A 25,994-nucleotide genomic window follows, 5' to 3' on the forward strand; every position below is an offset into this window, starting at 1 on the left:
CGGGCCGGGAACGGTCTGCCGAGAATCGTAGACCAGCGCGCGGCGCGGCGCCGTCGTCGGTGCCGTGCGTGACGGCGGGGATCCGCCGCCGTCGAGTGCGGTCTTCCCCCATACCGGGCGCGGGCCCCGCCCCGATACGCTGGCTGCACCGCGCCGGTCCGGCGTCCGCTGCACCCGGTGCCGCGACCGGTTCCGCCACTGCCCACCAGGAGAACCCCATGTCCTACCTTCCACCGTCAGCACCCCGTCCGCAGTACCGGGCGCAGGGGGACGACCGCACCATCGCGGTCCTCACCCACCTGTCCGGACTGATCGGCGCGCTGGTCTCCGTCGGGTGGCTCGGATTCGTGGGTCCCCTCGTCGTCTGGCTCGTCCACCGCGACAAGAACGCGTTCCTGCGCGCCACCTCCGCCGGGTCGTTCAACTTCAACCTGTCCATGTGGCTGCTCAACGTGGTGGCGTGGGTGTGCCTGTTCACCGTGATCCTGATCCCCGTGGCGATCGTGCTGTGGATCCTCGCCGCGGTCCTGCTCGTGGTGTGCCACGTCCTGGCCGTGCTCAAGGCCAACAAGGGCGAGGTGTACCGCTACCCGCTCCAGCTGCCGGTGCTGCAGTGACGTCCTTCCGGACCGGCCGGCGGCATCCTCCGGACGGTCCGGAACCATTCCTTCGGCCGATGGCCGAGGCTTCCCGGCTCTCGTAGATTCTGAGCCATCACCCGGGGAACCCGCCGGATGATGCACCCCCCACAGAAACCTCGGGAACACAGGAGCTCTTCATGACCACCCCCCGCACCCCCTCCGTCCGCACGGTCCTGCCCGTCTCGGCCGCCGCCTCCGTCGCCGTCCTCGGCCTCGTCCTCGGCGGTGTCGGCATCGCCTGGGTCGCCGGCTCCCTCGGCATCTCCGCCGCGTCCGCGAGCCAGATCGTGGCCGCGGTCGAGGCAGGCGGCTGGGCGCTGACCCTCGTGGCCGCGATGTTCGGCTTCGGCATCGGCGGCGCGGTCGTCGGCACCATCCGCTGGTACCTGTCCAAGAAGGCCCGCAACCTGGCCATCGCCTGAGCCGCCGCCCGCTCCGCCGACCCTGCCGGGACCCCGCCATGAAGACCGTGCCCACGGACCTCCGCACTGCTCCCCGCGACGCCCGGGCCGCGCGCCGCACCCTCGGGTGGGCGGCGGCGGCCGCCACGGCGCTCTTCGTGGCGGGGTTCCTGGTGGGCTACGAGAGCATCTCCCGCGTCCCCGCGACCCTGCAGGACACGGCCGGCGCCGGTCAGGACCACGACGGGTCCTTCGGCGCCATCGTGGTCCGCAACCTCGGCGCCGCCGCCCTGCTCTACAGCGGCGTACTCACCGGCGGCCTGCTGACCGGCACGTCCCTGGCGCTGCTGTCGGTCTACGTGGGGGCCACGGCGAAGATCGGCGTGCTCAACGTCGGCGCCGCCGCGCTCGTCGGTGCGGCCGGGTGGTACGCGGGGCTCGAGTTCCTCGGCTGCCTCGTGGCCGCGGCCGCGGGCCTGCTCCCCCTCACCGCCGCCCTCACCGCCCGCCGGCACGGCCTGGTGCGCGGCTACCTCACGGCGCTGCCGGCCTCCCTCGGCGTCCTCGCCCTCGCCGTCGCCCTCCTGCTCGCCGCCGCGGGCATCGAGGCGGCGCTCATCGCCCGGCGGTGAGCGCCGCCGTTCCCCCGCTATCGGAAGGCCCCCGATGTCCAGCCTCCACGTCTCCGCCCACCCCGGCGCCGGGACCCCTGCCACCCGTCCGCTGCCGGCGACCACCCGGCCCGTCCGGACCGTCCTCTGGGCGGTGGGGCTCGGGCTGCTGCTGCTGCGGCTGCCGGCGACCACCGACCAGATGCAGGACCAGGCCGCGGCGGCCGTGACCGGCGAGCTGGAGGGGGTCGACCCGTCCCTGATCGGGCTCTCGGTCAACGTCGCCGTGCTCGTCGGCGTCCTGGTCTTCGCCGTGGTCCTCGCCCTGTACCTCTGGTTCGCCGGGCTCCTCGAGAGCAGACTCCTCCCGCAGGGCCTGCCGCTCGGCGGCGGGCAGCGGATCGGGCTCTACACGCTGGTGGTCGGCGGCCTCACGGTGCTGTCCCAGGGCTGGGCCCTGGCCACCGGGCGGATGGCGGAGGGACCCGTGGAGGCGGCCGCGGTGCTGGTCCTCGCCCTCGCCGCGGCGCTGCTCTACCGCGGCCGGTGGAGATCCTGCGGCGCCGGCCGCCAGGTGCTCGTGGTCGGCGTCGCCGTCGCGACCGCCGCGCTCGTCGCCATGGTGTGACCCGGCCACCGATCCCGCCGCCCCCCAGCCCGCCGCCGGCCCCGCCCCCACCGCTCATCAGATCCTCGACCACCAGGAGTGCCCACCGTGCCGACCCTCACCCAGAACCACGTCCGACTGGTCCTCGTCACCGTGGCCGTCCTGAGCGCCGCCGCCCTGACCGCGATCCTCCTCGAGGGCCGGGGCACCAGCACCGTCCCGGTCGGGCTGTGGTCCCTCCTCGTGGGCGGGCTGGCGGTCGCCGGGGTGCTCCTGCCGCTCGTGGCCGCCGCGACCCCGCTGTCCCGCCCGCGCTCCGTGGCACCGGCCGTGCTGCTGTTCCTGGCCATGACGGCCCACGCGACCTTCCTCGACGAGCAGCTGAGCGGGTTCCCCGTCGGCTGGCTGTGCACCATGGGCGTGGTCGTCGCCCTCGCGGGCACGGTCGTGCTCCTGTTCAACGCGCTCGGGCTGCGCCGGGAGCGGTCCGGGACGCGCAGCAGGCTCTCGTGACGACCAGCGCGACCGCGAGCCCCACGAGCGGGCCGGTGCGGCGGCGGCGGCCGGCCCCGCCGGCCCGCCGCCGTCTCCGGCTCCTGGCGGACCTGCGGATCGCGGACCTGCTGCAGGCGCTGGGCACGTCCGTGCCGGTGGAGACCGCCCGCCGCATCGTGGTCGGGGCCGCGGCAGGGGCCGTGCTCCTGGCGTTCGCGGCCGGGATCCTCGCGGCGCGCGCGGCCGCGGTGCTCGCGCCGGGCGCGGACGTGATCGGGCTCTTCGTGCTGCTCTGCGCCTACGCCGGGCTCGGCGCGCTCGCGGGCGAGACCCTCGGCCGGTTCCGCAGCTGCGTCAGCGACCACCCGCAGCGGGACTTCTTCGTGGGCCTCGACGTCCGGGCCGCGGACGTGTTCGTCGTCCACGCCCTCCCGCGCGTGGCCGTGGCGAGCGCCGTGTGGGGCGCCGCGGGCCTGGGAGTGCTCGCCGGGTCCGTCCTGGCCGGGCACGGGCCCGGGGCCGCGGGGACGGCGCTGCTGCTGGGGACGCCCGTGGCCTTCGGCGCGCTGACGGCCGCCGGGGCGCTGCGCTCCGCCGCCCGCCCCGAGAACGGGCGCCGGCACTTCCCCGCGGTGCTCGCGGCGGCGTCCGTCCTGGCCGGGGCCGGGGCGCACGGGGCGGTGCTGCTGCTGGCCCCCCTCGTCCCCGGCGCCCTCGCTCCGGCGGCCGGTGCGGCACCCGGTCCCGCGCCGGGGCTGCCGGAGCCCGTCCTCCTCGCCGGCCTCACGGCGGTCGCGGCCGTCGGCGCGGCCGGTGCCGTCGCCGGCCGCCGCGCCCTCGCGGCGGTGTCCTTCCCGGCCCGGCGCGCCGCGCCCCCGGTGCGCCGGCCGCGCCTGAGCGGTCCCGCGGTCCTGCAGTTCGCCCGGGTGCTGGGCCTCCAGCGGGCGCACGGGTGGCGCCTGCGGGCCCAGCAGCGGATCACCGCCGCGGTCGCCGCCGCGACCGCGGCGCTGCTCGGGGCGACCTCCGCCGGTCTCCGGATGCCGCCGCTGCCCGCCGTGCCGGACGTGGCGTGGGAGGCGGCGCTGCGGCCCACCCTGGGCTTCGCCGCCCTCATGACGGGCCTCGCTCTCGCGGAGCTCGTGAGCTCGGACATCGGCGCCTTCCGCTACGGCCGCCACCTGCGCACCGCCGTGGAGTCCGGGGCGGTCCGCTCCTCCGTGGCGCTGGGGCACCTCACCGCGCTCACCCTGCCGCTGCTGCTGCCGGGCCTGCTGCTCGTCGTCGCGGCCCGGGTGCTCACGGGGACCCTGTCCGCGGCGCCCGCGGCCGTGGTGCTGGGCGCGGTGTGGGCCGCGACCGTCGCGGAGCACCTGCTGCCCCCGCCGCGCACGGTCGAGGGGACGGGCGCGGACAGCCCGCTCACGGGGGTCCTCACCGTCGTCCTCGCCGCCGCGCCCGTGGCCGTCCCGCTGACCTTCCCCGCCACCGACCCCTGGATCGTCCCCCTGCTCGCCCTGACCCTCGCCGGAGGTGCCCTCGCATGCCTGCACCGCTCCCTCACCCGCCGCTGATCCACGTCGAGGCGGTGAGCGCCGGCTTCGACGCCGGGCGCCCCGTCCACCGGGGGCTCACGCTGCGGATCGACGCCCCCGGGCTGACGCTGCTGCAGGGCCCCAACGGCTCCGGCAAGTCGACGCTCGTCGAGGTCCTCAGCGGGCACCTGCCGCAGACCGCGGGCACGGTCACGCTCGCCGGCGTGGACGCACGCTCGCCGGAGGCCTCCCGGGTGCGCCGGATCTGCCGCACCGAACCGGCGCTCTACCCCACGATGACCGCACGGGACCACGTGGTGTTCGCGAGCGGCTGGTGCGGCGCCGACCCGCAGGAGGGGCTGCGCCGGGCGGAGCGCCACGGGCTCGGACCGTGGCTGGACGAGGCCGCCGAGCACCTGTCCACGGGCAACCGGCGCAAGCTGTGGACGATCGTGTGCACCAGCGGCGACTTCGACGTCGTCGTCCTGGACGAGCCGTTCAACGGACTGGACGGCGCGTCCACGACGGTGCTCTGCGAGGAGCTCACGGAGTGGGCGGCGCGGCGCGCGGTCCTGGTGGTGTCCCACCGCCCGCCGGCGCAGCTGGCGCCGGACGCGGTGCTGACCCTCCCCGGCGGCGCGGACCCGCGGGCGGCTCAGGACGAGGGGATCGTCACCAGCCCGGTGCGGTAGGCCTTGATCACCACCTGCACCCGGTCCCGCACCTCCATCTTCGTGAGGATGTGGCTGAGGTGGGACTTGACGGTCGGCTCGGACACGAAGAGCGCGGCGGCGATCTCGCGGTTGCTGAGGCCCTCGCAGAGCAGAGCCACGACCTCGCGCTCCCGCGCCGAGAGCCCCTCCACCGCGGCGACGTCCTCCGGGCGCGGCGCCGCCGGCTCCGGGTCCGCGACGACGCTGCGGACGAGGGTGGCGGCCACCCGCCGGGAGATCGCGGCCTCCCCGGCCAGCACGCTGCGCACGGCGCCCACGATCTCGTGGGGCTCGGAGTCCTTGACCACGTAGCCGCTCGCCCCTGCCCGGAGCGCGGGGATCACCCAGTCCTCCGAGTGGAACGTGGTCACGGCCAGCACCTTCACCTCCGGGTGCTCGTGCGTGATCGCACGGGTGGCCTCGATGCCGTCGAGGACCGGCATCTGAAGGTCCATGACCACCACGTCCGGGCGCAGGGCGCGGCACTGCTCGACCGCCGCCCGGCCGTTGCGGGCCTCGCCCACGACCACGAGGTCCTGCTCGGCGTCGATGAACACGCGCAGGGCGCGGAGCATGAGCTGCTGGTCGTCGACGATCAGGACCTTGACGGGGCTCGTCGCCGGCGCGTGCTCGTTCATAGCTCTCACCGTAGCGGAGAGGGGCCGCGGCGCCGGCGGGACGGGGCCGCCCGGCGCGCGGGTCCGCCCAAGGGATGACCCCCGGCCATCCTCCCGGATGACCCCGCGGACCCCACCCCTCGGCGACCATGGTTCACGACCGCACACCGATCGGGTGCGGCGCACTGCCGGAAGGACCCCCCGTGAACACGCTCTCCGCCGCCTCACTGCTCGCCGCCGTGCTGCTGACCGCCGGCGGTGTCCCCACCGCCGTGGCCCCGGAGCCGCCGGTCGCCCTGGCGCCGGTCCTGAAGGTCGACCCCGGCACCGACAGCCCGGACGGGCACACGAGCCGCGGGTGCTCGTTCCTCTTCCTGCGCTGGTGCTGATCCGGCGCGCTCCCGGACGGGCCCGGCGCCCGCGGCTATCCTCCGAGGTGGACCGGAGCACCGGGCCACCGCACCGGAAGGACCGCATGGCACGCCGCGCAGCGCAGCAGGACCGCCGGCCCGGCCTGGGCGCGCTCCTGCCGCAGGGGATCGCCCGGGCCCGCCCCCTGCACCGGTGGGTGCGGGCGGCCCTGCTGCTGTTCATCACGGTGAGCGCCCTGGACGCCGTCCGGCTCGTCCTGACCGGCCCGGGCCTGGGCTTCGGGGACCGGGACTACGAGCTGCTGCTCGTGGTCCTCGAAACCGCCACGGTCGCCGTCCTGGCGCTGCGCTCCAGCTGGACGTGGCTGCCGCTCGCCGCGCTGCTGGTCCTGCTCCACCCCCAGACCAACCCGGGCAGCTACATGGTCGTGATCCCGCTGGTCCTGGCCTTCTCCGCCTACGGGGCGGCCCTGCCCGGACTCGCCGCGGCCGTCGGGGCCTTCCTCGTGTGGCAGACCTCGTGGGCCGTCAACGTCTCGGTCGTGGGCCCGCAGTTCCTCTGGAGCTACGTGCCGCTGACCCTGGTCCTCCTCCTGCCCGGTCTCGTCCTGCGGGCCCTGAGTGCGCAGCAGGAGCTGGACCGCGTCGAGATCGCCGCGGGCCAGGAGCGCACTGCCCACGCCCTCGAGCAGCAGCGCCTCGAGCTGGCCCGGGAGCTGCACGACATCGTCGCCCACGACCTCACGCTCATCGCCATGCAGGCGCGCTCGGGGGCCTACTCCCGGGACCCGGAGACCATGAAGGAGGCCCTGGACGTGGTGGGCGACTCCTCCCGCGCGGCACTCAAGGACCTGCGCCGGCTGCTGGGGATCATGCGCGTGGAGCCGGGCGCCGGGCTCGCGCAGGACTCCAGCGCCGCCGCGGCCGTCGACACGGGCCGGGGCCTCGAGGAGGTCGCGGCCGCGCTGCGGGAGGTCGGGTTCCGCACGGACACCCGGGTGCGGGGCGACCTCGCGCGGATCCCGGAAGGGGTGCGGCCCACGGTCCAGCGGGTCCTCCAGGAGGGGGCGACGAACATCATGAAGCACGCGCCCGCCCGGACGAGCTGCGTGCTGGCCGTGCAGGTCGACGAGGCCGACGTCGTGGTCGAGGTGCACAACGCCGCGGGGCCGGGCTCCGGGCCCGGCCTCCCGGCCTCGGGGTACGGGCTGCTCGGGCTGCGCGAGCGCGTCCAGCTGCTCGGCGGGGAGCTAGCGGCGGGACCGGCGGACGGCGGCTGGCGCGTCGGCGCCCGCATCCCGCTGGGTCCGGCCGCCGTGTGAGACCACCACGACCGCCACGAGGACGAGCAGGGCCGCGCTGAGCCCGTCGAAGCCGATCAGCGCCAGCACCGGTCCGGCGAGCGCCCCGCCGGTCGCCCCGGCGAGGTTCATGAACAGGTCCGAGACGCCCTGCAGCTTCGGCCGCTCGGCCGGCGGGACGGCCTCGGCCACGAGCGTGGAGCCCGCGACCGTGGAGGCGGACCAGCCGAGCCCGAGCAGGACCAGGCTGACCGTCACCAGCACGGGGGACGTCGAGCCGAACCAGGACAGCACGAGGGACGCCACGAACAGGGCCTGGCCGAGCAGGACGGTGGGGCGGCGCCCGGCCCGGTCCGCGAGCCAGCCGAACACGGGGGCGAGGGCGTACATCCCGGCCACGTGCAGGCTGATGGTCAGGCCCACGACGCTCAGCGACGCCCCGTGGAGGGTCAGGTGCACGGGCGTCATGGACATGAGCGCCACCATGACGGCGTGGCTCAGCGCCACGGTGAGCACGGCCCGGCGGGCCGGCGACGAGGCCCGCAGCACCGCCAGCCCGCCCGCGGGGGAGGGCTTGCCCCTGCCCGCGGCCTCGCCGTCGGCCACGGCCAGCAGCAGGGGGTCCGGCCGCAGCGCCGTGAGGTAGACCAGGGCCCCGAAGGCCTGCGCCACGAGGGCGATGACGAATCCGCCCGTCAGCGCCGGCAGGCCCAGGGCCCGCCCGAGCAGCTCGCCCGGCTCGAAGAGGTTGGGGCCGAGCACCGCGCCGATCGTCGTGGACCAGACCACCAGGGAGAGGTCCCGGGCGCGGGTGTCGTCCGCGGCCAGGTCGGTCGCCGCGAACCGGGACTGGAGATTGAGCGCCGAGCCGGCGCCGAGCAGCGCCAGGCCCAGCAGCAGGACCGGGAAGCTCGAGAGGACGGCGGCGCCGATCGTGATCGACGCGCCCGCCATGGCGGTGAACGCCCCGGTGCTCAGCGAGATCCGCCGGCCGCGGGCCTGGGCGAGCCGCGCGAGGGGGACGGCGAGCAGGGCCGCGCCGAGGGTGTTCATGGTCGCGGCCATGCCGGACCAGGCGGAGGAGCCGGAGACCTCGGTGACGAGGAGGGCGCCGAGGGCCAGGGTGGCGCCGACGCCCAGCCCACCGAGGATCTGGCCGAGGGCGAGGACGCGGACGACCCTCCGCTGCAGGGCGCGCCGGTCCACGGCGGGGTTCGTCGGGTGCATGACCGCCATCCTATACCCCTGGGGGTACTCGCCCCGGGTGTGTCGGAGCCCCTCGGTGTGGTTCGATGCTCGGCATGAGCTCCCTGCCCGATCCCGCGACCGGACTCGTCCTCGGCGAGGACGGGCTCGCCCGCCCCGTCTGGGCCGCCACGGACCCGCTCCTGCGCGAGTACTACGACACCGAGTGGGGCGTCCCCGTGCGGGACGAGCGGGGGCTCTACGAGCGGATCTGCCTCGAGGGCTTCCAGTCCGGGCTGTCCTGGGCCACGATCCTGCGCAAGCGGCCCGCCTTCCGGGCGGCCTTCGCGGGCTTCGACCCGGACACGGTCGCGGGCTTCGGCCCGGTCGACGTCGACCGCCTGCTGGGCGACGCCGGGATCGTGCGCCACCGGGGCAAGATCGAGGCCGCCGTCGGCAACGCCCGCGCCACCGTGGCCCTGCGCGCCGAGGGCGGGCTGACCGAGCTCGTGTGGTCGTTCCGCCCGGCACGGACCCCGCGTCCGCGCACGGCGGAGGAGGTCCCGACCCGCTCGCCGGAGTCCGAGGCGCTGTCCCGGGCCCTGCGGGCGCACGGCTTCCGCTTCGTGGGGCCGACCACGATGCACGCGCTCATGGAGGCGGTCGGGATCGTCGACACCCACCTGCTCGGCAGCCACCGCCGGGGCAGCTCCGGGGTGTGGCCGGAGGCGCCGGAGGGTGCGTAGGATTCCTGGCACCGAACCCGACGACGCCCCGCGTCGCCTTCCGGCAGGAGGCCCGGCCATGTACGACAACAGCGAGCAGCGCAGCGCGGTGCTGCCCCTGGTGCTGAGCACCGTGGGCTCCGTCCTGGTCGGCCTGGTGGTCCGGAGGCTGCGGGAGGACCGGGCGGCGGCCCGTGGCGGGACCGCCGGCGGGCCCGCCGGCCGGGACGCCCGGCGGACGGGACGGGCCCGGCCCGCCCGGAGGAACACGCGCGGGCCGGTGCTCTGAGACCATGACGAGCCACGCGATCAGCTGGGTGGACGTCTTCTCGCCGGCGCCGCTGGGCGGCAACCCGCTCGCCGTCGTGCACGGGGCCGACGCCCTCGACGAGGCCACGATGGCGCGCTTCGCCCGCTGGACCAACCTCTCCGAGACCACGTTCCTGCTCGAGCCCACGGTCCCCGGCGCCGACTACCGGGTGCGGATCTTCACCCCCGGCGGGGAGCTGCCCTTCGCGGGTCACCCCACGCTCGGGACGGCGTCCGCCTGGCTCGCCCTCGGCGGGGAGCCCGCGGGAGCGGACGTCGTCCAGGAGTGCGGGGTCGGGCTGGTGACCGTCCGGCGCCGCGAGGGCAGGCTCTCGTTCGCCGCCCCGCCCCTGACGCGCTACGAGCCCGTGGCGGAGCCCGCGCTGCTGGACCGGGTGGCGCGGTCCCTGCGGCTGGACCCGTCCGCGCTGCTCGACGTGTCCTGGCTGGACAACGGCCCCGGCTGGATCGGGGTGCGCGTGGCCGACGCCGGGACCGTGCTGGGCGTGCGTGCGGACTGGTCCGCCATGGCCGGGCTCAAGCTCGGCGTGGTGGGCCCCCACCCCGAGGGCGCCGAGTGCGCGGTCGAGGTGCGGGCGTTCGTGGGGGACTGGGTCGTGGAGGACCCGGTCACGGGCAGCCTCAACGCGGGCCTGGCCCGGTGGCTGACGGACAACGGGTGGGCTCCGGCGCGCTACGTCGCCGCCCAGGGCACCGTGCTCGGGCGCACCGGGCGCGTGCTGCTGGAGCGGGACGCGGACACCGTCTGGGTCGGCGGCCAGGTCAGCCCGGTGGTCCGCGGGACCGTGGAGCTGTAGCCGACGGTGCGGAGGGCGCCCTCGGTATCGTGGGGGCATGACCACCCAGGACATCACCTTCCGCACCCGCAAGTGGGTCGAGCCGGAGGACCTCAACGCCAACGGCACCCTGTTCGGCGGCAGCCTGCTCCGCTGGACCGACGAGGAGGCGGCGATCTACGCCATCGTCCAGCTCGGCAACCAGCGCGCGGTGACGAAGTACATGTCGGAGATCCTCGTGAACCCCGACCGGGACCGGATCCCCACCACGGCGCTGCCCGCGGTGCACGGGAAGGGGCTCTGAGATGGCGGCGCGGCGGCTGCGCGCCGAGCGGATCACCGACTCCGTCACCTACCACGGCGAGGGGCCGTGCTGGTCGGAGTCCTGGGGCGGGCTGCGGTGGGTCGACATGCTCGCCGGGGACGTGCTGTCCCTCGGCGCGGACGGCGAGGTGCTCCGCAAGCACGTCGGGGACGTCGTGGCCTGCGTGCGCCCGCGCGCGACCGGGGGAGCGGTGCTGGCCCTGGAGACCGGCGTGGCACTCGAGGACCCGGACGGCACCGTCCACCCGGCCGAGCAGCTCTGGGAGCCCGGGGCGGTCCGGATGAACGAGGGCGGGGCCGGCCCGGACGGCTCCTTCTACGTCGGCTCCATGGCCTGGGACCAGACGGAGGGCGCGGCCACGCTCTGGCGCGTGCACCCGGACCTGCGCGGGGAGCCGGTCCTGGAGGGCGTCACCGTCTCCAACGGCATCGCCTGGTCCCCGGACGGCACGCTGGCCTACTACAACGACACGCCCACCGGGAAGGTCGACGTCCTCGACTGGTCCCCGGACGAGGGTCTGCGCGGGCGCCGCACCTTCGTGGTGCCCGAGCTCGCGGAGGGGGACGTCCATCCCGACGGGCTGACCGTCGACGCCGAGGGCGCAGTCTGGGTGGCGCTGCACGGCGCCGGGCAGGTGCACCGCTACACGGCCGACGGCGCCCTGGACACCGTCGTGGAGGTCGGCGCGCGCCAGACGACCGCGTGCTGCCTGGGCGGGGAGGACCTGCGCACCCTCTACGTCACCACGTCCCGGGAGAACCTCGCCCCGGACGAGGACCCCGCCGCGGGCTCCCTGTTCGCGGTCCGGGTCGACGTCCCCGGCCTGCCCGTCCTGCCCTTCACGGGCTGAGCGCGGTGCGGAACCCCAGGCGCACCGCCGGACTGCTGTGGCTGCTCGTGCTCGTGTGGGCCGTCGCCCTCGTGGGCTCCCTGCTCAGCGGGGGCACCTCCTCGGCGCTCTCCTTCGCCGTGCTCGGGGTGCTGTGCGCCGCCGGGGCGGTGCTCTTCGGCGCCCGGGCCCGCCGCTGACGGGCTCGACCCGCACACGGCGGGAGGCCCGGGTCTACCATCGTCAGCGAGGAGGCACCCATGACCGAGACCCCCCGGGCGGCCCCGGACGTCGTCACCGGCTCGATCCGCCTGCTCGCGGAGCAGGGCTGGGACGCCACGACCGTGGACCGGCTCGCGCTCGCCGCGGGCATCAGCCGGGCCACGTTCTTCCGCAAGTACGGGTCCAAGGAGGACATCGTCTTCGCGGACCACGCCGCGAACCTCGAGCGCCTCGAGCAGCAGCTGGCCCGGGCGGGGGAGGAGCCGGGCACCGATCCGGCCGTCGCCCTGCGGGACGGCGTGCTGCTGGTCTTCCGCCACCACCTCGACCACCGCGAGCGGGCGCTGGCCCGCAACGCCCTGCTCCGGCAGGTCCCGCAGCTGCGGGACCGGGAGCTCATCACGTCCCACCGCTACGAGCGGGTCCTGCGGCGCTACCTGCGCTCCGCGCTGCCCGACTCGCCGGGGCGGAGCACGCTGGCCACGGCGCTGTCCGCCGCCGCGGTGGCGGTGCACAACGCCGCCCTGCGGGCCTGGCTGCGCGCACCGGACACCGACCCCTCGGCCGAGCTGGCCGGGCAGCTCGAGCGCCTCGCGCACACGCTCGTCTCCGGCTACGAGGACGGCGCGGCGCGGCCGGCCGCCGCGCCCGGGGCCCGCCCCGCCGTCGTCGTCACCGTCCTGGACCCCGGCGCGGACACGGAGGAGATCCTGGCGTCCGTGCGGGACGCCCTGCGCCGATGACTCAGACCTCGTCGGCGAGGATCGCGTAGATCAGCTCGTCGCGCCACTCGCCCAGCTGGCGGTGGCTCTCGCGCAGGGTCGCCTCCAGGCGCATGCCGATGCGCTCGCAGACCTTGGCGGAGCTCACGTTGAGGGCGTCCAGGCTCGCGCAGACCCGGTGGGCGCCCAGCTCGGCGAACGCGAACTCGATCGCGGCGCGGGCCGCCTCGGAGGCGATGCCCCGGCCGGCGTGGTCGGGGTGGACCACCCAGCCGATCTCGACCTGCGCGGCCGCCGCGTCCGTGAGGGTCAGCACGATCTCGCCCACGAGCTCCCGTGAGCCCCGGGGGGAGACGGCGAAGCGGACGGAGTCGCCGTCCCGGCCCCACGGCCGCAGGCCGCTGTTCTCGGCCAGGGTGCGCTCGCACTCCTCGCGCGTGCGCGGGCCCCGCCACGCGTACTGCGCGTAGTCCTCGCGGCTCTGGTAGGAGTGCATGGGCTCGAGGTCCGCGCCGTCGAAGCGGCGGAACGCGAGGCGCTCGGTCTCTGGGGGCAGCACGTCGATCATCACCAGCCAGAATACGGCCTGAACGCCCCGGAACCGCACGCCGCACCACGACACTGAGACTCAATCCCTTGACCTGAGACTCCGTATCAGTCAGAGTGGTGACGATCACACCACTCGTCAGGAGTCCGCCCATGGCACCCGCCGCGCCCGCCCCGTCCTTCCCCTCCACCGTCGCGGTGGACGTCGAGCAGCTGGTCCTGCCCGGACGCTCCGCGCCCGTCGCCCTGGTGCGGCTGGACTCCACCCCGCCGGGCGGGCTGATCATCTGGGGCTCCGCGGCCCTGGAGCAGCTCCGGGACGTCCTGGGCTCGATCGACCAGTCGGCGGTCGAGGCCATCGTGGTCACCGGCAACGCCCGGTCCTTCGGCGCGGGGGCCAACCTCAAGGAGATCCGCCACGCCCAGCTCAGCGGCGTCTCCGACCGGTACGTGGGGCTCGGCCACGAGGCCTTCGGCGTCCTGGCGGACGCGAGCGTGCCCACCTTCTCCCTGCTCACGGGTCAGGCCCTGGGCGGCGGGCTCGAGCTCGCGCTGCACACGGACTACCGTGCGGCCCACCCGCGCACCGGCCCGCTCGGACTGCCGGAGTGCCGGCTCGGCTTCTTCCCCGGCTGGGGCGGCGTGCACCTGCTCCCGCACCTGATCGGCCCGGCCGCGGCGCTGCGCGTCATCGTGTTCGACTCCCTGCGGGGGCGGAACACCAGGGCGGCGGAGGCCCTCGAGCTCGGCCTCGTGGACGTGGTGCTCGACGCCGCCCCGGGGACCGGGGAGTGGGACACCGCCTGGCAGCGGTGGGTGGCCGGCACGCTCGACGCGCTCGACGCGGGGGGGACCCGCCGCCGCGCGGGCACGCCCGGCGGCACCGGGGAGCAGGAGTGGCAGGACGCCGTGGACCAGGCCCGGGACCGCGCCGAGCGCACCTGGCACGGCGCGGCGCCGGCACCGCTCGTGGCGATCGACCTCGTGGCCGACGCCCGGACGGAGTCCCGCACCGAGAACGGGACGAAGGCCGTGGCCGCCTTCGCCGAGCTGGTCCGCGGGGACGTGGCCAAGGCCTCCCTCTACGCGTTCGAGCTCGTCTCGGCCCGCTCCCGGCAGGCGGCCGACGTGCCCGCCGCCGAGCCCGTGCCCCTGCGCAAGGCCGCCGTGATCGGCGCCGGCCTGATGGCCGGCCAGCTCGCCTCGCTCATCGCGAGCGGCGCCCGGATCCCCGTGGTCATGACCGACCTCGACGACGAGCGGCTCGCCGCCGGCGTGGCCCGGACCCGGGAGCGCTTCGCGGCCCAGGCGGCCAGGGGCCGGATCAGCGCGGAGCAGGCCGAGCAGCTCGGCGCCCTCGTCACGGGGGCGAGCGGGCCGGAGGACCTCGCCGACGCGGACTTCGTGATCGAGGCCGTCTTCGAGGACCTCGACGTGAAGAAGAAGGTGTTCGCCCAGTGGGAGCAGGTCGTGCGCCCGGACGCGATCCTCGCGACCAACACGAGCTCCCTGTCCGTCACCGCCATGGCGGAGGGCCTCCGGCACCCCGAACGGGTGGTCGGCTTCCACGTCTTCAACCCCGTGGAGGTCACCCCGCTCCTCGAGATCGTCGCCGGGCGGCGGACCGGCGACGCGGCCCTCGCGACCGCCTTCGAGCTCGCCGCGGCGCTGCGCCGCACGGCGGTGCGCGTCCAGGACGCCCCCGGCTTCGTGGTCAACCGGGTGCTGACCCGGCTGTTCGACGTGATCGTCCAGGCGATCGACGCGGGCACGGACGTGGCGGTCGCCGACCACGCCCCCGACCCGATGGGCCTGCCCATGACCCCGCTGCGGCTGCTCGACTTCGTGGGCCCGGCCGTGCTGCACCACGTGGACGAGACCATGCACCGGGCCTACCCCGAGCGCTACGCGCGGTCCCCGTGGATGGAAGCGGTGGTCGGGGCGGGCCTCACCCACGTGCTGCCCACCGAGCAGGCCCCGGGGACGGGCGCGGACGGCTACCTCGCCGCCGACGCCGCCCGGCTGCTCGAGCGGACCCGGGCGGAGCACCCCGCCGGCGCTCCCGTCCCGGCGGAGGAGCTGCTCGTGCGGGTGCAGGACGCCCTGGCCGAGGAGATCGGCGCGATGCTGGCCGAGGGCGTCGTCGCCGGGCCCGAGGACGTGGACCTGTGCATGGTCCTCGGCGCCAACTACCCCTTCCACCTGGGCGGGATCACCCCGTACCTCGACCGCACGGGCGCCTCCGAGCGCGTCCTCGGACGCCGCTTCCAGCAGGACTGACCCTGTCCCCGACCGACCTCCCACCAGCCCACAGAACGAAGGACCCAGCCATGACCGCCACCCCCGAGACCGGCGCGACCCTGTTCCCCGCCGGCACCGTGGAGCCCGACTACGTCCTCGACAAGGCCCTCGACACCGACGCCGCCGGCGCGTTCGACGCGGTCTCCGACACCGACCGGGGGCACTGGATGCGCGCCCGCCGGTTCGTCCAGGAGGACCTGCTGCCCGTCATCGGCGAGCACTGGGACCGCTCGGAGTACTCCCTCGACCTCGTCCGCCGGCTCGGGGAGCTCGACCTGCTGCGCGACGGCGTGGCCGTCGACGGCTACGAGCAGATGTCCAAGACCGCCGCGGGCCTGATCAGCATGGAGCTCTCCCGCGGCGACGGGTCCATCGCGACCGTCTCCGGCGTCCAGGGCGGGCTCGCGATGCGCTCGATCGCCATGTGCGGCTCCGAGGAGCAGCGGCAGCGCTGGCTGCCGCGGATGGCCACGGGCGAGCTCCTCGGCGCGTTCGCCCTCACGGAGCCCACCCACGGCTCCGACTCCGTCAGCCTCGAGACCCGTGCCACCCCGGTGGACGGCGGCTGGGTGCTCAACGGGGAGAAGAAGTGGATCGGCAACGGCTCGATGGGCGGGATCACCGTGGTGTGGGCCCGCGCCGACGAGGACGGCCAGGTCAGGGGTTTCGTGGTCCCGCAGGAGAGCGAGGGCTACACCGGCACGACCATCCGCGGAAAGCTCGCCCTCCGGGCCATCCACCAGGCGCACCTGCGGTTCGAGAACGTCTTCGTGCCCCAGGAGAACGCGCTGCCGGCGGCACGGTCCTTCAGGAACACCGCCGACGTGCTGTTCGCGACCCGCATCAGCGTGGCGTGGGGCGCGGTGGGGCACGCCCAGGCCTGCTACGAGACCGCCGTGCAGTACGCGGCCCAGCGCGTGCAGTTCGGCCGCCCGCTGGCCGCCTCGCAGATCGTGCAGGAGCGGCTGGCCCGGATGCTGAGCGAGCTCACCCAGATCCAGCTCCTCGTGGCACGGATGACCGAGCGGGAGGAGGCCGGCCGGCTCACCGCCGAGCAGGCGTCGCTAGCGAAGTACACCTCCACGCGCACGGCCCGCTCGATCGCGGCCAACGCCCGGGACCTCCTGGGCGGCAACGGCATCCTCATCGAGAACCGCGTGGCCCGCCACTTCGCGGACATCGAGGCGCTGCACACCTACGAGGGCACCGAGACCGTGCAGGCCCTGATCATCGGACGCGGGATCACGGGCATCTCCGCGTTCGCCTGACCTACCGGCGCTCCGACCGACGACGGCGCCCCGACCGACGACGGCGCCCCGGCCGTGGAGGCCGGGGCGCCGTCGTGCTCGGTCCGTCGGGGCTCAGAGGTCGGCGCCGCCGTGGAACGAGTCGTTGCTCGGGTCGACCTCGTCCTCGAACGCGGGGTCCTCGGGGACGTCGAGGTCCGCGATCGCCTCGCCCATGCGGGGCTCCTCGGGCGGGACCTGCTCCTCGCCCGCCTCGTAACGGGCCTCGGCCGTCTCGTCCCGGAGCTCCTGCTCCGAGGGGACCTCCGGGTGCTCGGGGTCCACGCGCTCGTCCTGCGCGCCGGCCTCGGCGCCCTCGATCAGCGGATCCTCGCGCCAGTGCTCGGGGTCGACCTCGGCGGCGCCCTCGTAGGTGTCGGGGGTCTCCGGCAGCTCTTCCGGTGAGGTGCTCATCTGCTGTCCTTTCGGGTCGGGGCATCGATGTGCCATCAGCCTACGCACTGCCGTCGCCGCCGCTCCGGCCGCCGGTCCTCCGGGGTTTTGACGGTCCTGCGGGGCGTGTGTAATGTATTCCGAGTCGCCGCAAGGGACGCGAGAGATCGCCCCGGACGGCAACGCCGAATCCGGCGGACCGAACCCCCTCGAACCATCAAGCCGATCACCGCTGCGCGGTGGCCGACAGCTTGTGGGCCGGGACCGGGTCGGGTACGCTGGTGGAGCTGTTTCGGGCAGCAGCGAGGAATCGCTGCGGCCCACGGCGTCGAATCCGGCAGATCCAGGAATTCTCCTCCCGAAGAGCTTTTTCGCCGCTGAGCGAAGGAAAAGCGATTTGGGAAAGCGGAGAAGATCGGGATAAGCTGAGGAGGTCGCCGCGGGGAGAGCGAGAGATCGCGAGAACCGAGCGAAAAAGAATTCCAACACGGTTTCCGGGTGTGGTGCCTGGTTGCTGGTCTGTTGTTTGAGAACTCAATAGTGTGCCATGTTTGTTGATACCGGATGTTTTATTCGGTTGATTGGTTGTCGCCGTCCTGCCTCCGTGGGGTGGTGGCGACATTTTCAGCCGGGGTTTGATGTTTTCGTTGTTTTTTTGACGGAGAGTTTGATCCTGGCTCAGGACGAACGCTGGCGGCGTGCTTAACACATGCAAGTCGAACGATGATGCCCAGCTTGCTGGGCGGATTAGTGGCGAACGGGTGAGTAATACGTGAGTAACCTGCCCTTGACTCTGGGATAAGCCTGGGAAACTGGGTCTAATACTGGATACTACCTCTTACCGCATGGTGGGTGGTGGAAAGGGTTTTACTGGTTTTGGATGGGCTCACGGCCTATCAGCTTGTTGGTGGGGTAATGGCTCACCAAGGCGACGACGGGTAGCCGGCCTGAGAGGGTGACCGGCCACACTGGGACTGAGACACGGCCCAGACTCCTACGGGAGGCAGCAGTGGGGAATATTGCACAATGGGCGGAAGCCTGATGCAGCGACGCCGCGTGAGGGATGACGGCCTTCGGGTTGTAAACCTCTTTCAGTAGGGAAGAAGCGAGAGTGACGGTACCTGCAGAAGAAGCGCCGGCTAACTACGTGCCAGCAGCCGCGGTAATACGTAGGGCGCAAGCGTTGTCCGGAATTATTGGGCGTAAAGAGCTCGTAGGCGGTTTGTCGCGTCTGCTGTGAAAGCCCGGGGCTCAACCCCGGGTCTGCAGTGGGTACGGGCAGACTAGAGTGCAGTAGGGGAGACTGGAATTCCTGGTGTAGCGGTGAAATGCGCAGATATCAGGAGGAACACCGATGGCGAAGGCAGGTCTCTGGGCTGTTACTGACGCTGAGGAGCGAAAGCATGGGGAGCGAACAGGATTAGATACCCTGGTAGTCCATGCCGTAAACGTTGGGCACTAGGTGTGGGGGACATTCCACGTTTTCCGCGCCGTAGCTAACGCATTAAGTGCCCCGCCTGGGGAGTACGGCCGCAAGGCTAAAACTCAAAGGAATTGACGGGGGCCCGCACAAGCGGCGGAGCATGCGGATTAATTCGATGCAACGCGAAGAACCTTACCAAGGCTTGACATTCACCGGACCGCCCCAGAGATGGGGTTTCCCTTCGGGGCTGGTGGACAGGTGGTGCATGGTTGTCGTCAGCTCGTGTCGTGAGATGTTGGGTTAAGTCCCGCAACGAGCGCAACCCTCGTTCTATGTTGCCAGCACGTGATGGTGGGGACTCATAGGAGACTGCCGGGGTCAACTCGGAGGAAGGTGGGGATGACGTCAAATCATCATGCCCCTTATGTCTTGGGCTTCACGCATGCTACAATGGCCGGTACAAAGGGTTGCGATACTGTGAGGTGGAGCTAATCCCAAAAAGCCGGTCTCAGTTCGGATTGAGGTCTGCAACTCGACCTCATGAAGTCGGAGTCGCTAGTAATCGCAGATCAGCAACGCTGCGGTGAATACGTTCCCGGGCCTTGTACACACCGCCCGTCAAGTCACGAAAGTTGGTAACACCCGAAGCCGGTGGCCTAACCCCTTGTGGGAGGGAGCCGTCGAAGGTGGGACTGGCGATTGGGACTAAGTCGTAACAAGGTAGCCGTACCGGAAGGTGCGGCTGGATCACCTCCTTTCTAAGGAGCCGTTGACTACCGTGTGGTGGTCGCCCCCGCCCTAGTGCCCGTCCGTGGTGCTGGTGGGGTGAGCTCATGGGTGGAATATCAACGAGCAAGTGGCCGCACTCCTCCTGTGCTTCCCGGGTTCCGATCCGGCGGGTGTGGGGGTTGCCGGCCGGGTCGGGTCCTAGTACCTGTCCCACCGTGGTGGGCCCTGTGGGGTTCCTCCGGTGTGGGTGGTGGAAGAGAGCCGGTCCGGTGGTGGGTGTGGTCCGTGGCGCACTATTGGGTCCTGAGACAACAGGCCCTGTCCCCTTTGGTGGGGGTGGGGGTGTTGTGTCGCAGGTTCCCGGCGTCCTGCCGGTGGTCGTGTTCCCGTTAGGGGGTGCAGCCACCAGTGTGCAGGGTGTGCGGGTTGTTGTTTGAGAACTGTATAGTGGACGCGAGCATCTTAAGAACAGGTGCCGCAGGCAGCCGGGCGTCGCTCCCTTCGCGGGGGGTGTGTCTGGTGGGTTGTGGTGCCGTGTTCGTGATTGATCGCCGAGATACCGCTGCCGTACCCCGTTGGGGTGTGGTGGTGGTGGTATCGGTGTGTTCTGTGATCATGTGGCAAGTTTTTAAGGGCGCACGGTGGATGCCTTGGCATCAGGAGCCGATGAAGGACGCGGTAATCTGCGATAAGCCTCGGGGAGCTGATAAACGAGCTGTGATCCGAGGGTCTCCGAATGGGGAAACCCCACTACGTGTTATGCGTGGTGACCCGCACCTGAATTCATAGGGTGTGTGGAGGGAACGTGGGGAAGTGAAACATCTCAGTACCCACAGGAAGAGAAAACAACAGTGATTCCGTCAGTAGTGGCGAGCGAACGCGGAAGAGGCCAAACCGATGGTGTGTGATACCCGGCAGGGGTTGCATCATCGGGGTCGTGGGGCGTGTCGTCCCGGGTCTGCCGGCCCGGGCGTGTGAGTGCAGGGCGATAGTCGAACCGGTGTGAGTGCCGGACCGGAGAGGGTGAGAGTCCCGTAGACGAAATCGTTGCTGCCGCACGGTACGCGTACCCAAGTAGCACGGGGCCCGAGAAATCCCGTGTGAATCTGCCAGGACCACCTGGTAAGCCTAAATACTACCTGATGACCGATAGCGGACCAGTACCGTGAGGGAAAGGTGAAAAGTACCCCGGGAGGGGAGTGAAATAGTACCTGAAACCGTGTGCCTACAAACCGTCGGAGCCCTACAAGGTGACGGCGTGCCTTTTGAAGAATGAGCCTGCGAGTTAGTGTTACGTCGCGAGGTTAACCCGTGAGGGGTATCCGTAGCGAAAGCGAGTCTGAACAGGGCGAGTGAGTGGCGTGATCTAGACCCGAAGCGAAGTGATCTACCCATGGCCAGGTTGAAGCGCGTGTAAGAGCGCGTGGAGGACCGAACCCACTTCAGTTGAAAATGGAGGGGATGAGCTGTGGGTAGGGGTGAAAGGCCAATCAAACTTCGTGATAGCTGGTTCTCCCCGAAATGCATTTAGGTGCAGCGTTACGTGTTTCTTGCCGGAGGTAGAGCTACTGGATGGCCGATGGGCCCTACAAGGTTACTGACGTCAGCCAAACTCCGAATGCCGGTAAGTGAGAGCGTAGCAGTGAGACTGTGGGGGATAAGCTTCATAGTCGAGAGGGAAACAGCCCAGACCACCAACTAAGGCCCCTAAGCGTGTGCTAAGTGGGAAAGGATGTGGAGTTGCTTAGACAACCAGGAGGTTGGCTTAGAAGCAGCCATCCTTGAAAGAGTGCGTAATAGCTCACTGGTCAAGTGATTCCGCGCCGACAATGTAGCGGGGCTCAAGTACACCGCCGAAGTTGTGGCATTGCACCAATGATACCCAACCGGTCTTCGGGCCGGTTCAGGTGGTGCGATGGGTAGGGGAGCGTCGTGTGGGCAGTGAAGCTGCGGGGTGACCCAGTGGTGGAGCCCACACGAGTGAGAATGCAGGCATGAGTAGCGAATGACGGGTGAGAAACCCGTCCGCCGGATGATCAAGGGTTCCAGGGTCAAGCTAATCTGCCCTGGGTCAGTCGGGACCTAAGGCGAGGCCGACAGGCGTAGTCGATGGACAACGGGTTGATATTCCCGTACCGGCGAAGAACCGCCCCTATCGAACCGGGGACACTAACCACCCGAACCGGGCCATGCGGTGACCATTGGTCGCCGCCGGCTCCGGGGAGCGTGGGACCTGAACCGGGGAGGTAAGCGTATTAACAGGTGTGACGCAGGAAGGTAGCCGAGCCGGGCGATGGTAGACCCGGTCTAAGCGTGTAGGGCGATCCGTTGGCAAATCCGCGGATCATTGAGCCTGAGACGTGACGGGACCCCCATTCGTGGGGGGATTCGGTGATCCTATGCTGCCGAGAAAAGCATCGACGCGAGGTTCCAGCCGCCCGTACCCCAAACCGACACAGGTGATCAGGTAGAGAATACTAAGGCGATCGAGAGAATCATGGTTAAGGAACTCGGCAAAATGCCCCCGTAACTTCGGGAGAAGGGGGGCCCCGACCGTGGACACCACTTGCTGGTGCGAGCGGGTAAGGGCCGCAGAGACCAGGGGGAAGCGACTGTTTATCAAAAACACAGGTCCGTGCGAAGTCGCAAGACGATGTATACGGACTGACTCCTGCCCGGTGCTGGAAGGTTAAGAGGACCTGTTAGCCTCACGGCGAAGCGGAGAATTTAAGCCCCAGTAAACGGCGGTGGTAACTATAACCATCCTAAGGTAGCGAAATTCCTTGTCGGGTAAGTTCCGACCTGCACGAATGGAGTAACGACTTCCCCGCTGTCTCAACCATGAACTCGGCGAAATTGCAGTACGAGTAAAGATGCTCGTTACGCGCAGCAGGACGGAAAGACCCCGAGACCTTTACTATAGTTTGGTATTGGTGTTCGGTGTGGCTTGTGTAGGATAGGTGGGAGACGGTGAAGCGGGCACGCCAGTGCACGTGGAGTCAACGTTGAAATACCACTCTGGTCACTCTGGACATCTAACTTCGGCCCGTGATCCGGGTCAGGGACAGTGCCTGATGGGTAGTTTAACTGGGGCGGTTGCCTCCTAAAGAGTAACGGAGGCGCCCAAAGGTTCCCTCAGCCTGGTTGGCAATCAGGTGTCGAGTGTAAGTGCACAAGGGAGCTTGACTGTGAGAGCGACAGCTCGAGCAGGGACGAAAGTCGGGACTAGTGATCCGGCGGTACATTGTGGAATGGCCGTCGCTCAACGGATAAAAGGTACCTCGGGGATAACAGGCTGATCTTGCCCAAGAGTCCATATCGACGGCATGGTTTGGCACCTCGATGTCGGCTCGTCGCATCCTGGGGCTGGAGTTGGTCCCAAGGGTTGGGCTGTTCGCCCATTAAAGCGGTACGCGAGCTGGGTTCAGAACGTCGTGAGACAGTTCGGTCCCTATCCGCTGCGCGCGCAGGAAATTTGAGAAGACCTGTCTTTAGTACGAGAGGACCGGGACGGACGAACCTCTGGTATGGCAGTTGTACCGCCAGGTGCACCGCTGCTTCGCTACGTTCGGAAGAGATAACCGCTGAAAGCATCTAAGCGGGAAGCTCGCTTCGAGATGAGATTTCCAGACACCATTTGGTGTGAGAGGCCCCCAGCTAGACCACTGGGTTGATAGGCCGGAGGTGGAAGCACGAACCAACGACGTGTGCAGCCGACCGGTACTAATAAGCCGACAACTTACACCACACCCCCACCCCCAACACGTGTTGGGAACGAAGGGTGGGGTCACCACAGAACACCGCGTCCACTATACGGCTCCCAACCAACAACCCACCCGTCGCTCTGGCGGCGGGCACAGGGAACCGCAATTGAATACCGCCCACCACGGGCGGACAACCACAGTGACTTACCCACCCCCGCGAGCACCCGGCGGGGTCGGGCACCAGAGTTACGGCGGTCATAGCGTGGGGGAAACGCCCGGTCCCATCCCGAACCCGGAAGCTAAGACCCGCAGCGCCGATGGTACTGCACCCGGAAGGGTGTGGGAGAGTAGGACACCGCCGGACCACACCAAGGGTCGAGCCCCCGCACCACACGGTGCGGGGGCTCCCCGCATTTAACACCCTCCGTCCTCGTTGTATCCCCTCCGACCACGGCTTATGGTCAAGGACCAGGACCAGGACCAGGACCAGGACCCGGTGACGACGAGGAGGAGCCGTGCGACGGAGCAGGCTGATGGCAGCAGTGATCGGAACGACCGCTCTGGTGCTCGCCGGCTGCGGCGGGGGCGGTGACGACAGCGCCGTGGTCGAGGAGACGTCGGCCGCCCCGGAGGCGGCTGCCGGCTCCCGCGCCGTCCTCCAGGACACCGAGGGCTCGGAGGTCGGCAGCGTCAGCTTCGCGGAGGTCGCCGCCGGCACGGAGGTCGTGGCCGAGGTGCAGGGGCTCGAGCCCGGCTTCTACGGACTGCACGTGCACGCGACCGGCCTCTGCGAGCCCGACAGCGCGGCCCCGGGGGACCCCGGCACCACGGGTGCGTTCCTCTCCGCGGGCGGCCACCTCGGGAGCGAGGACGCCGAGCACCCCGACCACCGGGGTGATCTCCCCGCCCTCCTGGTGACGGAGGAGGGGACGGGCTTCCTCACGACGGTCACCGACCGCTTCGGTGTCCAGGACCTCGTGGCCGACGACGACGGCAGCGCCGTGATGGTCCACTCGGGCCCCGACAACCACGCCAACGTCCCGGAGCGCTACGCCCCCGACGGTCCCGACGAGGCCACGCTGGGCACGGGCGACGCCGGGTCGCGGCTGGCCTGCGGCGTCGTCGAATGACCGCGGGCCGTCCCGGCCGCGGGTGAGACCCGGCCCTGCGGCGGCGTCCTTCGCTACTCTGGGAGCGTTCCTGCCGTACGCCCGAGAGAGGGGTCTCCCACCATGCCCGACGTCAGTTCCGCGACCGCCCGGATCAACGGGGTCACCATGACCTACACCGACCGGGGGGAGGGGCCGGTGCTGCTCCTGCTGCACGGTCACGCCTACGACCGCAGCATGTGGGCCCGCCAGGTCGAGGTGTTCGCCGACCGCGGCTGGCGGGTGGTCGCCCCCGACCTGCGCGGCTTCGGCGGGTCCGAGGTCACCGAGGGGATCGTCTACACCGAGGAGTTCGCGGACGACGTCGCCGCGCTGCTCGAGCACCTGGGCGTCGACCGGGCAGTGGTGGTCGGGTTCTCGATGTCCGGCCAGATCGCCATGGAGCTCCTCCACCGGCACCCCGGCCGGGTCCGGGCGCTGGTCGTCAACGACACCGTCCCCGAGGCGGAGGACGCCGCCGGCAGGAGGCGCCGCCACGTCGCCGCGGACGCCATGCTGGCCGGCGGCATGGAGGCCTACGGCCGCAACGTCCTGGGCAGGATGGTCGCCGAGTCGACGGTGGAGACCCGCCCCGGGGTGGCGGCCGAAGTGCTGGCCATGCTGCAGAACGCTCCCGCGAAGGGGGCCGCCGCGGCCATGCGCGGGCGCGCCGAGCGCCGGGACTTCACCGAGCTGCTCCGCGGCGCCCGGATCCCCGTGCTCGTCGTGGTGGGCGCGGACGACGCCTTCGACGGCGGCGCCGGCCAGCGGATGACCGAGCTGGCCCCCGGGGCGGAGCTCGTCGTCGTCGACGGCGCCGGGCACACCCCCAACCTCGAGCAGCCCGCCGCGTTCGACGACGCCCTGGAGAACTTCCTGCACCGTCTCGACGCCTGAGCGCGGTCACCCCGCGGCAGTACGCTCCTGCGCCCCGTGCCCCTCGGCGGTCCCTCCGTCACGGGGGCGCGGGGTGTCCTGTTCTCCCACAGAGAAGCCGTTGTCCTGCCGACCGCATCATCAGTATGCTGTCCAGATCAGTGCACGACGAGAGGAAGTGGAGCATGGCCGAGACGAACAGCGGCAACCCCGAGAACGCCGACCGCGAGACGGTGGACCAGCTCGCGTTCCAGAACCCCGTGACGCGATACCCCGTCCTGTCGCCCCCGAAGCAGGACCAGCCCGAGCCGGGCCTGGACGTCGAACTCGAGCCCAGGACCGACCGCGGGGAGCTCTCCTACCGGGGGACCGGCCGCCTGGAGGGGCGCAAGGCCCTGATCACCGGGGCGGACTCGGGCATCGGCGCGGCCGTCGCCATCGCGTTCGCCAAGGAGGGCGCCGACGTCGCGCTGAACTACCTCCCGGACGAGGAGCCCGACGCGCAGGTGGTCAAGGCCGCCATCGAGAAGGCCGGTCGCACGGCCGTCCTCCTCCCCGGGGACCTGACCGACAAGAACTTCTGCGCGGCCCTGGTCGACAACGCCGTGGACGGGCTGGGTGGCCTCGACATCCTCGTCAACAACGCCGGCAAGCAGGTGGCGGTCGAGAGCCTCGAGGACCTGAGCGACGAGCAGTTGGTCGACACCTTCACCGTCAACATCGTGGCGATGTTCCGGATCACCAAGGCGGCGTTGCGGCACCTGCCCGCGGGCTCCTCCATCATCAACACGACGTCGATCCAGGCGTACCAGCCGTCGCCGGCCCTCCTCGACTACGCGTCGACCAAGGCGGCGATCAACAACTTCACCAAGGGCCTCGGCCAGCAGCTGGCGCCCAAGGGCATCCGCGTCAACGCCGTGGCGCCGGGACCGTTCTGGACGCCTCTCCAGGTCTCGGACGGGCAGCCGAAGGACGCGCTGCCAGAGTTCGGGCAGTCGACGCCCCTCGGCAGGGCCGGCCAGCCCACGGAACTGGCCCCCGCCTACGTGTTCCTCGCCTCCTCCGAGTCGAGCTACGTCATCGGCGAGACCCTCAACGTCAACGGCGGCAGCCCGTCGCCGTGAGGACGCGCCGATCCGGCGAAGGGCTTGGCTCCGTGGAGCCTTCGACCTAGGCTAGAAC

At 71.2% G+C, this 25,994-nt stretch carries 24 protein-coding genes, 3 rRNA genes and 1 pseudogene; 24 read left to right on the forward strand and 4 right to left on the reverse strand.

Features of this window, described 5'->3' with window-relative positions:
* Positions 1-218: 218 nt before the first annotated feature.
* The 7 genes from ACZ2G1_RS15275 (at position 219) to ACZ2G1_RS15305 (ending at position 4,982) form a co-directional block, all read left to right on the forward strand.
* Entirely contained in the window at positions 219-617 is a 399-nt protein-coding gene (locus ACZ2G1_RS15275) for a DUF4870 domain-containing protein (protein ID WP_017834851.1), read from the forward strand.
* A 161-nt stretch (positions 618-778) separates the two neighbouring features.
* Positions 779-1,063, forward strand: a complete 285-nt coding sequence (locus tag ACZ2G1_RS15280) for a hypothetical protein (RefSeq protein ID WP_017834852.1) — start codon at positions 779-781, stop codon at positions 1,061-1,063.
* A gap of 38 nt (positions 1,064-1,101) precedes the next feature.
* Entirely contained in the window at positions 1,102-1,674 is a 573-nt protein-coding gene (locus ACZ2G1_RS15285) for a hypothetical protein (protein ID WP_017834853.1), read from the forward strand.
* 34 nt (positions 1,675-1,708) lie between these two features.
* Positions 1,709-2,281, forward strand: coding sequence for a hypothetical protein (locus tag ACZ2G1_RS15290; RefSeq protein WP_470377109.1), 573 nt, complete (start codon positions 1,709-1,711; stop codon positions 2,279-2,281).
* 87 nt (positions 2,282-2,368) lie between these two features.
* Positions 2,369-2,773, forward strand: coding sequence for a hypothetical protein (locus tag ACZ2G1_RS15295; protein ID WP_035923187.1), 405 nt, complete (start codon positions 2,369-2,371; stop codon positions 2,771-2,773).
* Complete coding sequence (locus ACZ2G1_RS15300; protein WP_470377110.1) at positions 2,770-4,329, forward strand: hypothetical protein; 1,560 nt, start codon at positions 2,770-2,772, stop codon at positions 4,327-4,329. Before ACZ2G1_RS15295 ends, ACZ2G1_RS15300 begins: the two co-directional genes overlap by 4 nt.
* A complete protein-coding gene (locus ACZ2G1_RS15305; protein WP_052132645.1) occupies positions 4,299-4,982 on the forward strand; it encodes an ABC transporter ATP-binding protein in 684 nt (227 codons plus the stop codon). Before ACZ2G1_RS15300 ends, ACZ2G1_RS15305 begins: the two co-directional genes overlap by 31 nt.
* On the opposite strand, the gene ACZ2G1_RS15310 is transcribed toward ACZ2G1_RS15305, so the two are convergent.
* Complete coding sequence (locus ACZ2G1_RS15310; RefSeq protein ID WP_470377111.1) at positions 4,946-5,641, reverse strand: response regulator; 696 nt, start codon at positions 5,639-5,641, stop codon at positions 4,946-4,948. The genes ACZ2G1_RS15305 and ACZ2G1_RS15310 overlap by 37 nt on opposite strands.
* A 182-nt stretch (positions 5,642-5,823) precedes the next feature.
* Between ACZ2G1_RS15310 and ACZ2G1_RS15315 the strand changes: the two genes are divergently transcribed.
* Together ACZ2G1_RS15315 and ACZ2G1_RS15320 are read left to right on the forward strand one after the other, a co-directional pair.
* Positions 5,824-6,009, forward strand: a complete 186-nt coding sequence (locus ACZ2G1_RS15315; protein WP_017834858.1) for a hypothetical protein — start codon at positions 5,824-5,826, stop codon at positions 6,007-6,009.
* Between the two features lie 86 nt (positions 6,010-6,095).
* Complete coding sequence (locus tag ACZ2G1_RS15320; RefSeq protein WP_272026736.1) at positions 6,096-7,313, forward strand: sensor histidine kinase; 1,218 nt, start codon at positions 6,096-6,098, stop codon at positions 7,311-7,313.
* On the opposite strand, the gene ACZ2G1_RS15325 is transcribed toward ACZ2G1_RS15320, so the two are convergent.
* On the reverse strand, positions 7,242-8,528 hold the full coding sequence (locus tag ACZ2G1_RS15325) for an MFS transporter (protein ID WP_017834860.1): 1,287 nt from the start codon (positions 8,526-8,528) through the stop codon (positions 7,242-7,244). The two genes, ACZ2G1_RS15320 and ACZ2G1_RS15325, sit on opposite strands and share 72 nt — an antisense overlap.
* Positions 8,529-8,584: 56 nt before the next feature.
* Here ACZ2G1_RS15325 and ACZ2G1_RS15330 point away from each other — a divergent pair, with 56 nt between their 5' ends.
* The 7 genes and pseudogenes from ACZ2G1_RS15330 (at position 8,585) to ACZ2G1_RS15360 (ending at position 12,427) form a co-directional block, all read left to right on the forward strand.
* Complete coding sequence (locus ACZ2G1_RS15330) at positions 8,585-9,223, forward strand: DNA-3-methyladenine glycosylase I (protein WP_095651851.1); 639 nt, start codon at positions 8,585-8,587, stop codon at positions 9,221-9,223.
* A gap of 58 nt (positions 9,224-9,281) precedes the next feature.
* Complete coding sequence (locus ACZ2G1_RS15335; protein WP_095651850.1) at positions 9,282-9,491, forward strand: hypothetical protein; 210 nt, start codon at positions 9,282-9,284, stop codon at positions 9,489-9,491.
* A 4-nt stretch (positions 9,492-9,495) separates the two neighbouring features.
* Positions 9,496-10,329, forward strand: coding sequence for a PhzF family phenazine biosynthesis protein (locus ACZ2G1_RS15340; protein WP_095651849.1), 834 nt, complete (start codon positions 9,496-9,498; stop codon positions 10,327-10,329).
* Between the two features lie 37 nt (positions 10,330-10,366).
* Positions 10,367-10,543, forward strand: a pseudogene (locus tag ACZ2G1_RS15345) (acyl-CoA thioesterase); the annotation flags it as partial.
* A gap of 70 nt (positions 10,544-10,613) precedes the next feature.
* A complete protein-coding gene (locus tag ACZ2G1_RS15350) occupies positions 10,614-11,483 on the forward strand; it encodes an SMP-30/gluconolactonase/LRE family protein (protein WP_109243059.1) in 870 nt (289 codons plus the stop codon).
* Positions 11,484-11,488: 5 nt separating this feature from the next.
* Positions 11,489-11,662 (forward strand): hypothetical protein, encoded by a 174-nt coding sequence (locus ACZ2G1_RS15355; protein WP_167508918.1) that lies wholly within the window; start codon positions 11,489-11,491, stop codon positions 11,660-11,662.
* Positions 11,663-11,722: 60 nt separating this feature from the next.
* A complete protein-coding gene (locus ACZ2G1_RS15360) occupies positions 11,723-12,427 on the forward strand; it encodes a TetR/AcrR family transcriptional regulator (protein WP_017834867.1) in 705 nt (234 codons plus the stop codon).
* Position 12,428: 1 nt separating this feature from the next.
* Here the strand turns inward: ACZ2G1_RS15360 and ACZ2G1_RS15365 are convergent, their stop codons facing one another.
* Positions 12,429-12,974, reverse strand: coding sequence for a GNAT family N-acetyltransferase (locus ACZ2G1_RS15365; protein ID WP_167508917.1), 546 nt, complete (start codon positions 12,972-12,974; stop codon positions 12,429-12,431).
* Between the two features lie 131 nt (positions 12,975-13,105).
* On the opposite strand from ACZ2G1_RS15365, the gene ACZ2G1_RS15370 reads away from it, so the two are divergent.
* Positions 13,106-15,232 (forward strand): 3-hydroxyacyl-CoA dehydrogenase NAD-binding domain-containing protein, encoded by a 2,127-nt coding sequence (locus ACZ2G1_RS15370; protein ID WP_470377112.1) that lies wholly within the window; start codon positions 13,106-13,108, stop codon positions 15,230-15,232.
* 50 nt (positions 15,233-15,282) lie between these two features.
* Complete coding sequence (locus tag ACZ2G1_RS15375) at positions 15,283-16,521, forward strand: acyl-CoA dehydrogenase family protein (protein WP_115163522.1); 1,239 nt, start codon at positions 15,283-15,285, stop codon at positions 16,519-16,521.
* A 93-nt stretch (positions 16,522-16,614) separates the two neighbouring features.
* Here ACZ2G1_RS15375 and ACZ2G1_RS15380 read toward each other — a convergent pair whose 3' ends face one another.
* The gene (locus ACZ2G1_RS15380; RefSeq protein ID WP_017834871.1) at positions 16,615-16,953 is read right to left on the reverse strand and encodes a hypothetical protein; all 339 of its coding nucleotides are present in this window, start codon (positions 16,951-16,953) and stop codon (positions 16,615-16,617) included.
* Positions 16,954-17,587: 634 nt separating this feature from the next.
* Here ACZ2G1_RS15380 and ACZ2G1_RS15385 point away from each other — a divergent pair.
* From ACZ2G1_RS15385 to ACZ2G1_RS15410, 6 genes are all read left to right on the forward strand, one after another.
* Positions 17,588-19,113 (forward strand): 16S ribosomal RNA (locus tag ACZ2G1_RS15385).
* 589 nt (positions 19,114-19,702) lie between these two features.
* Positions 19,703-22,831 (forward strand): 23S ribosomal RNA (locus ACZ2G1_RS15390).
* 204 nt (positions 22,832-23,035) lie between these two features.
* Positions 23,036-23,152: ribosomal RNA gene (gene rrf / locus ACZ2G1_RS15395) — 5S ribosomal RNA — on the forward strand.
* The 16S, 23S and 5S rRNA genes sit together here, the layout of an rRNA operon.
* Before the next feature lie 169 nt (positions 23,153-23,321).
* Complete coding sequence (locus ACZ2G1_RS15400) at positions 23,322-23,918, forward strand: superoxide dismutase family protein (RefSeq protein WP_470377113.1); 597 nt, start codon at positions 23,322-23,324, stop codon at positions 23,916-23,918.
* A 102-nt stretch (positions 23,919-24,020) separates the two neighbouring features.
* Positions 24,021-24,833 (forward strand): alpha/beta fold hydrolase, encoded by an 813-nt coding sequence (locus tag ACZ2G1_RS15405; RefSeq protein ID WP_470377114.1) that lies wholly within the window; start codon positions 24,021-24,023, stop codon positions 24,831-24,833.
* 164 nt (positions 24,834-24,997) lie between these two features.
* Entirely contained in the window at positions 24,998-25,936 is a 939-nt protein-coding gene (locus ACZ2G1_RS15410) for an SDR family oxidoreductase (protein ID WP_470377115.1), read from the forward strand.
* Positions 25,937-25,994: the final 58 nt, after the last annotated feature.

The sequence above is a fragment of the Kocuria sp. KKT182 genome (assembly GCF_055635395.1).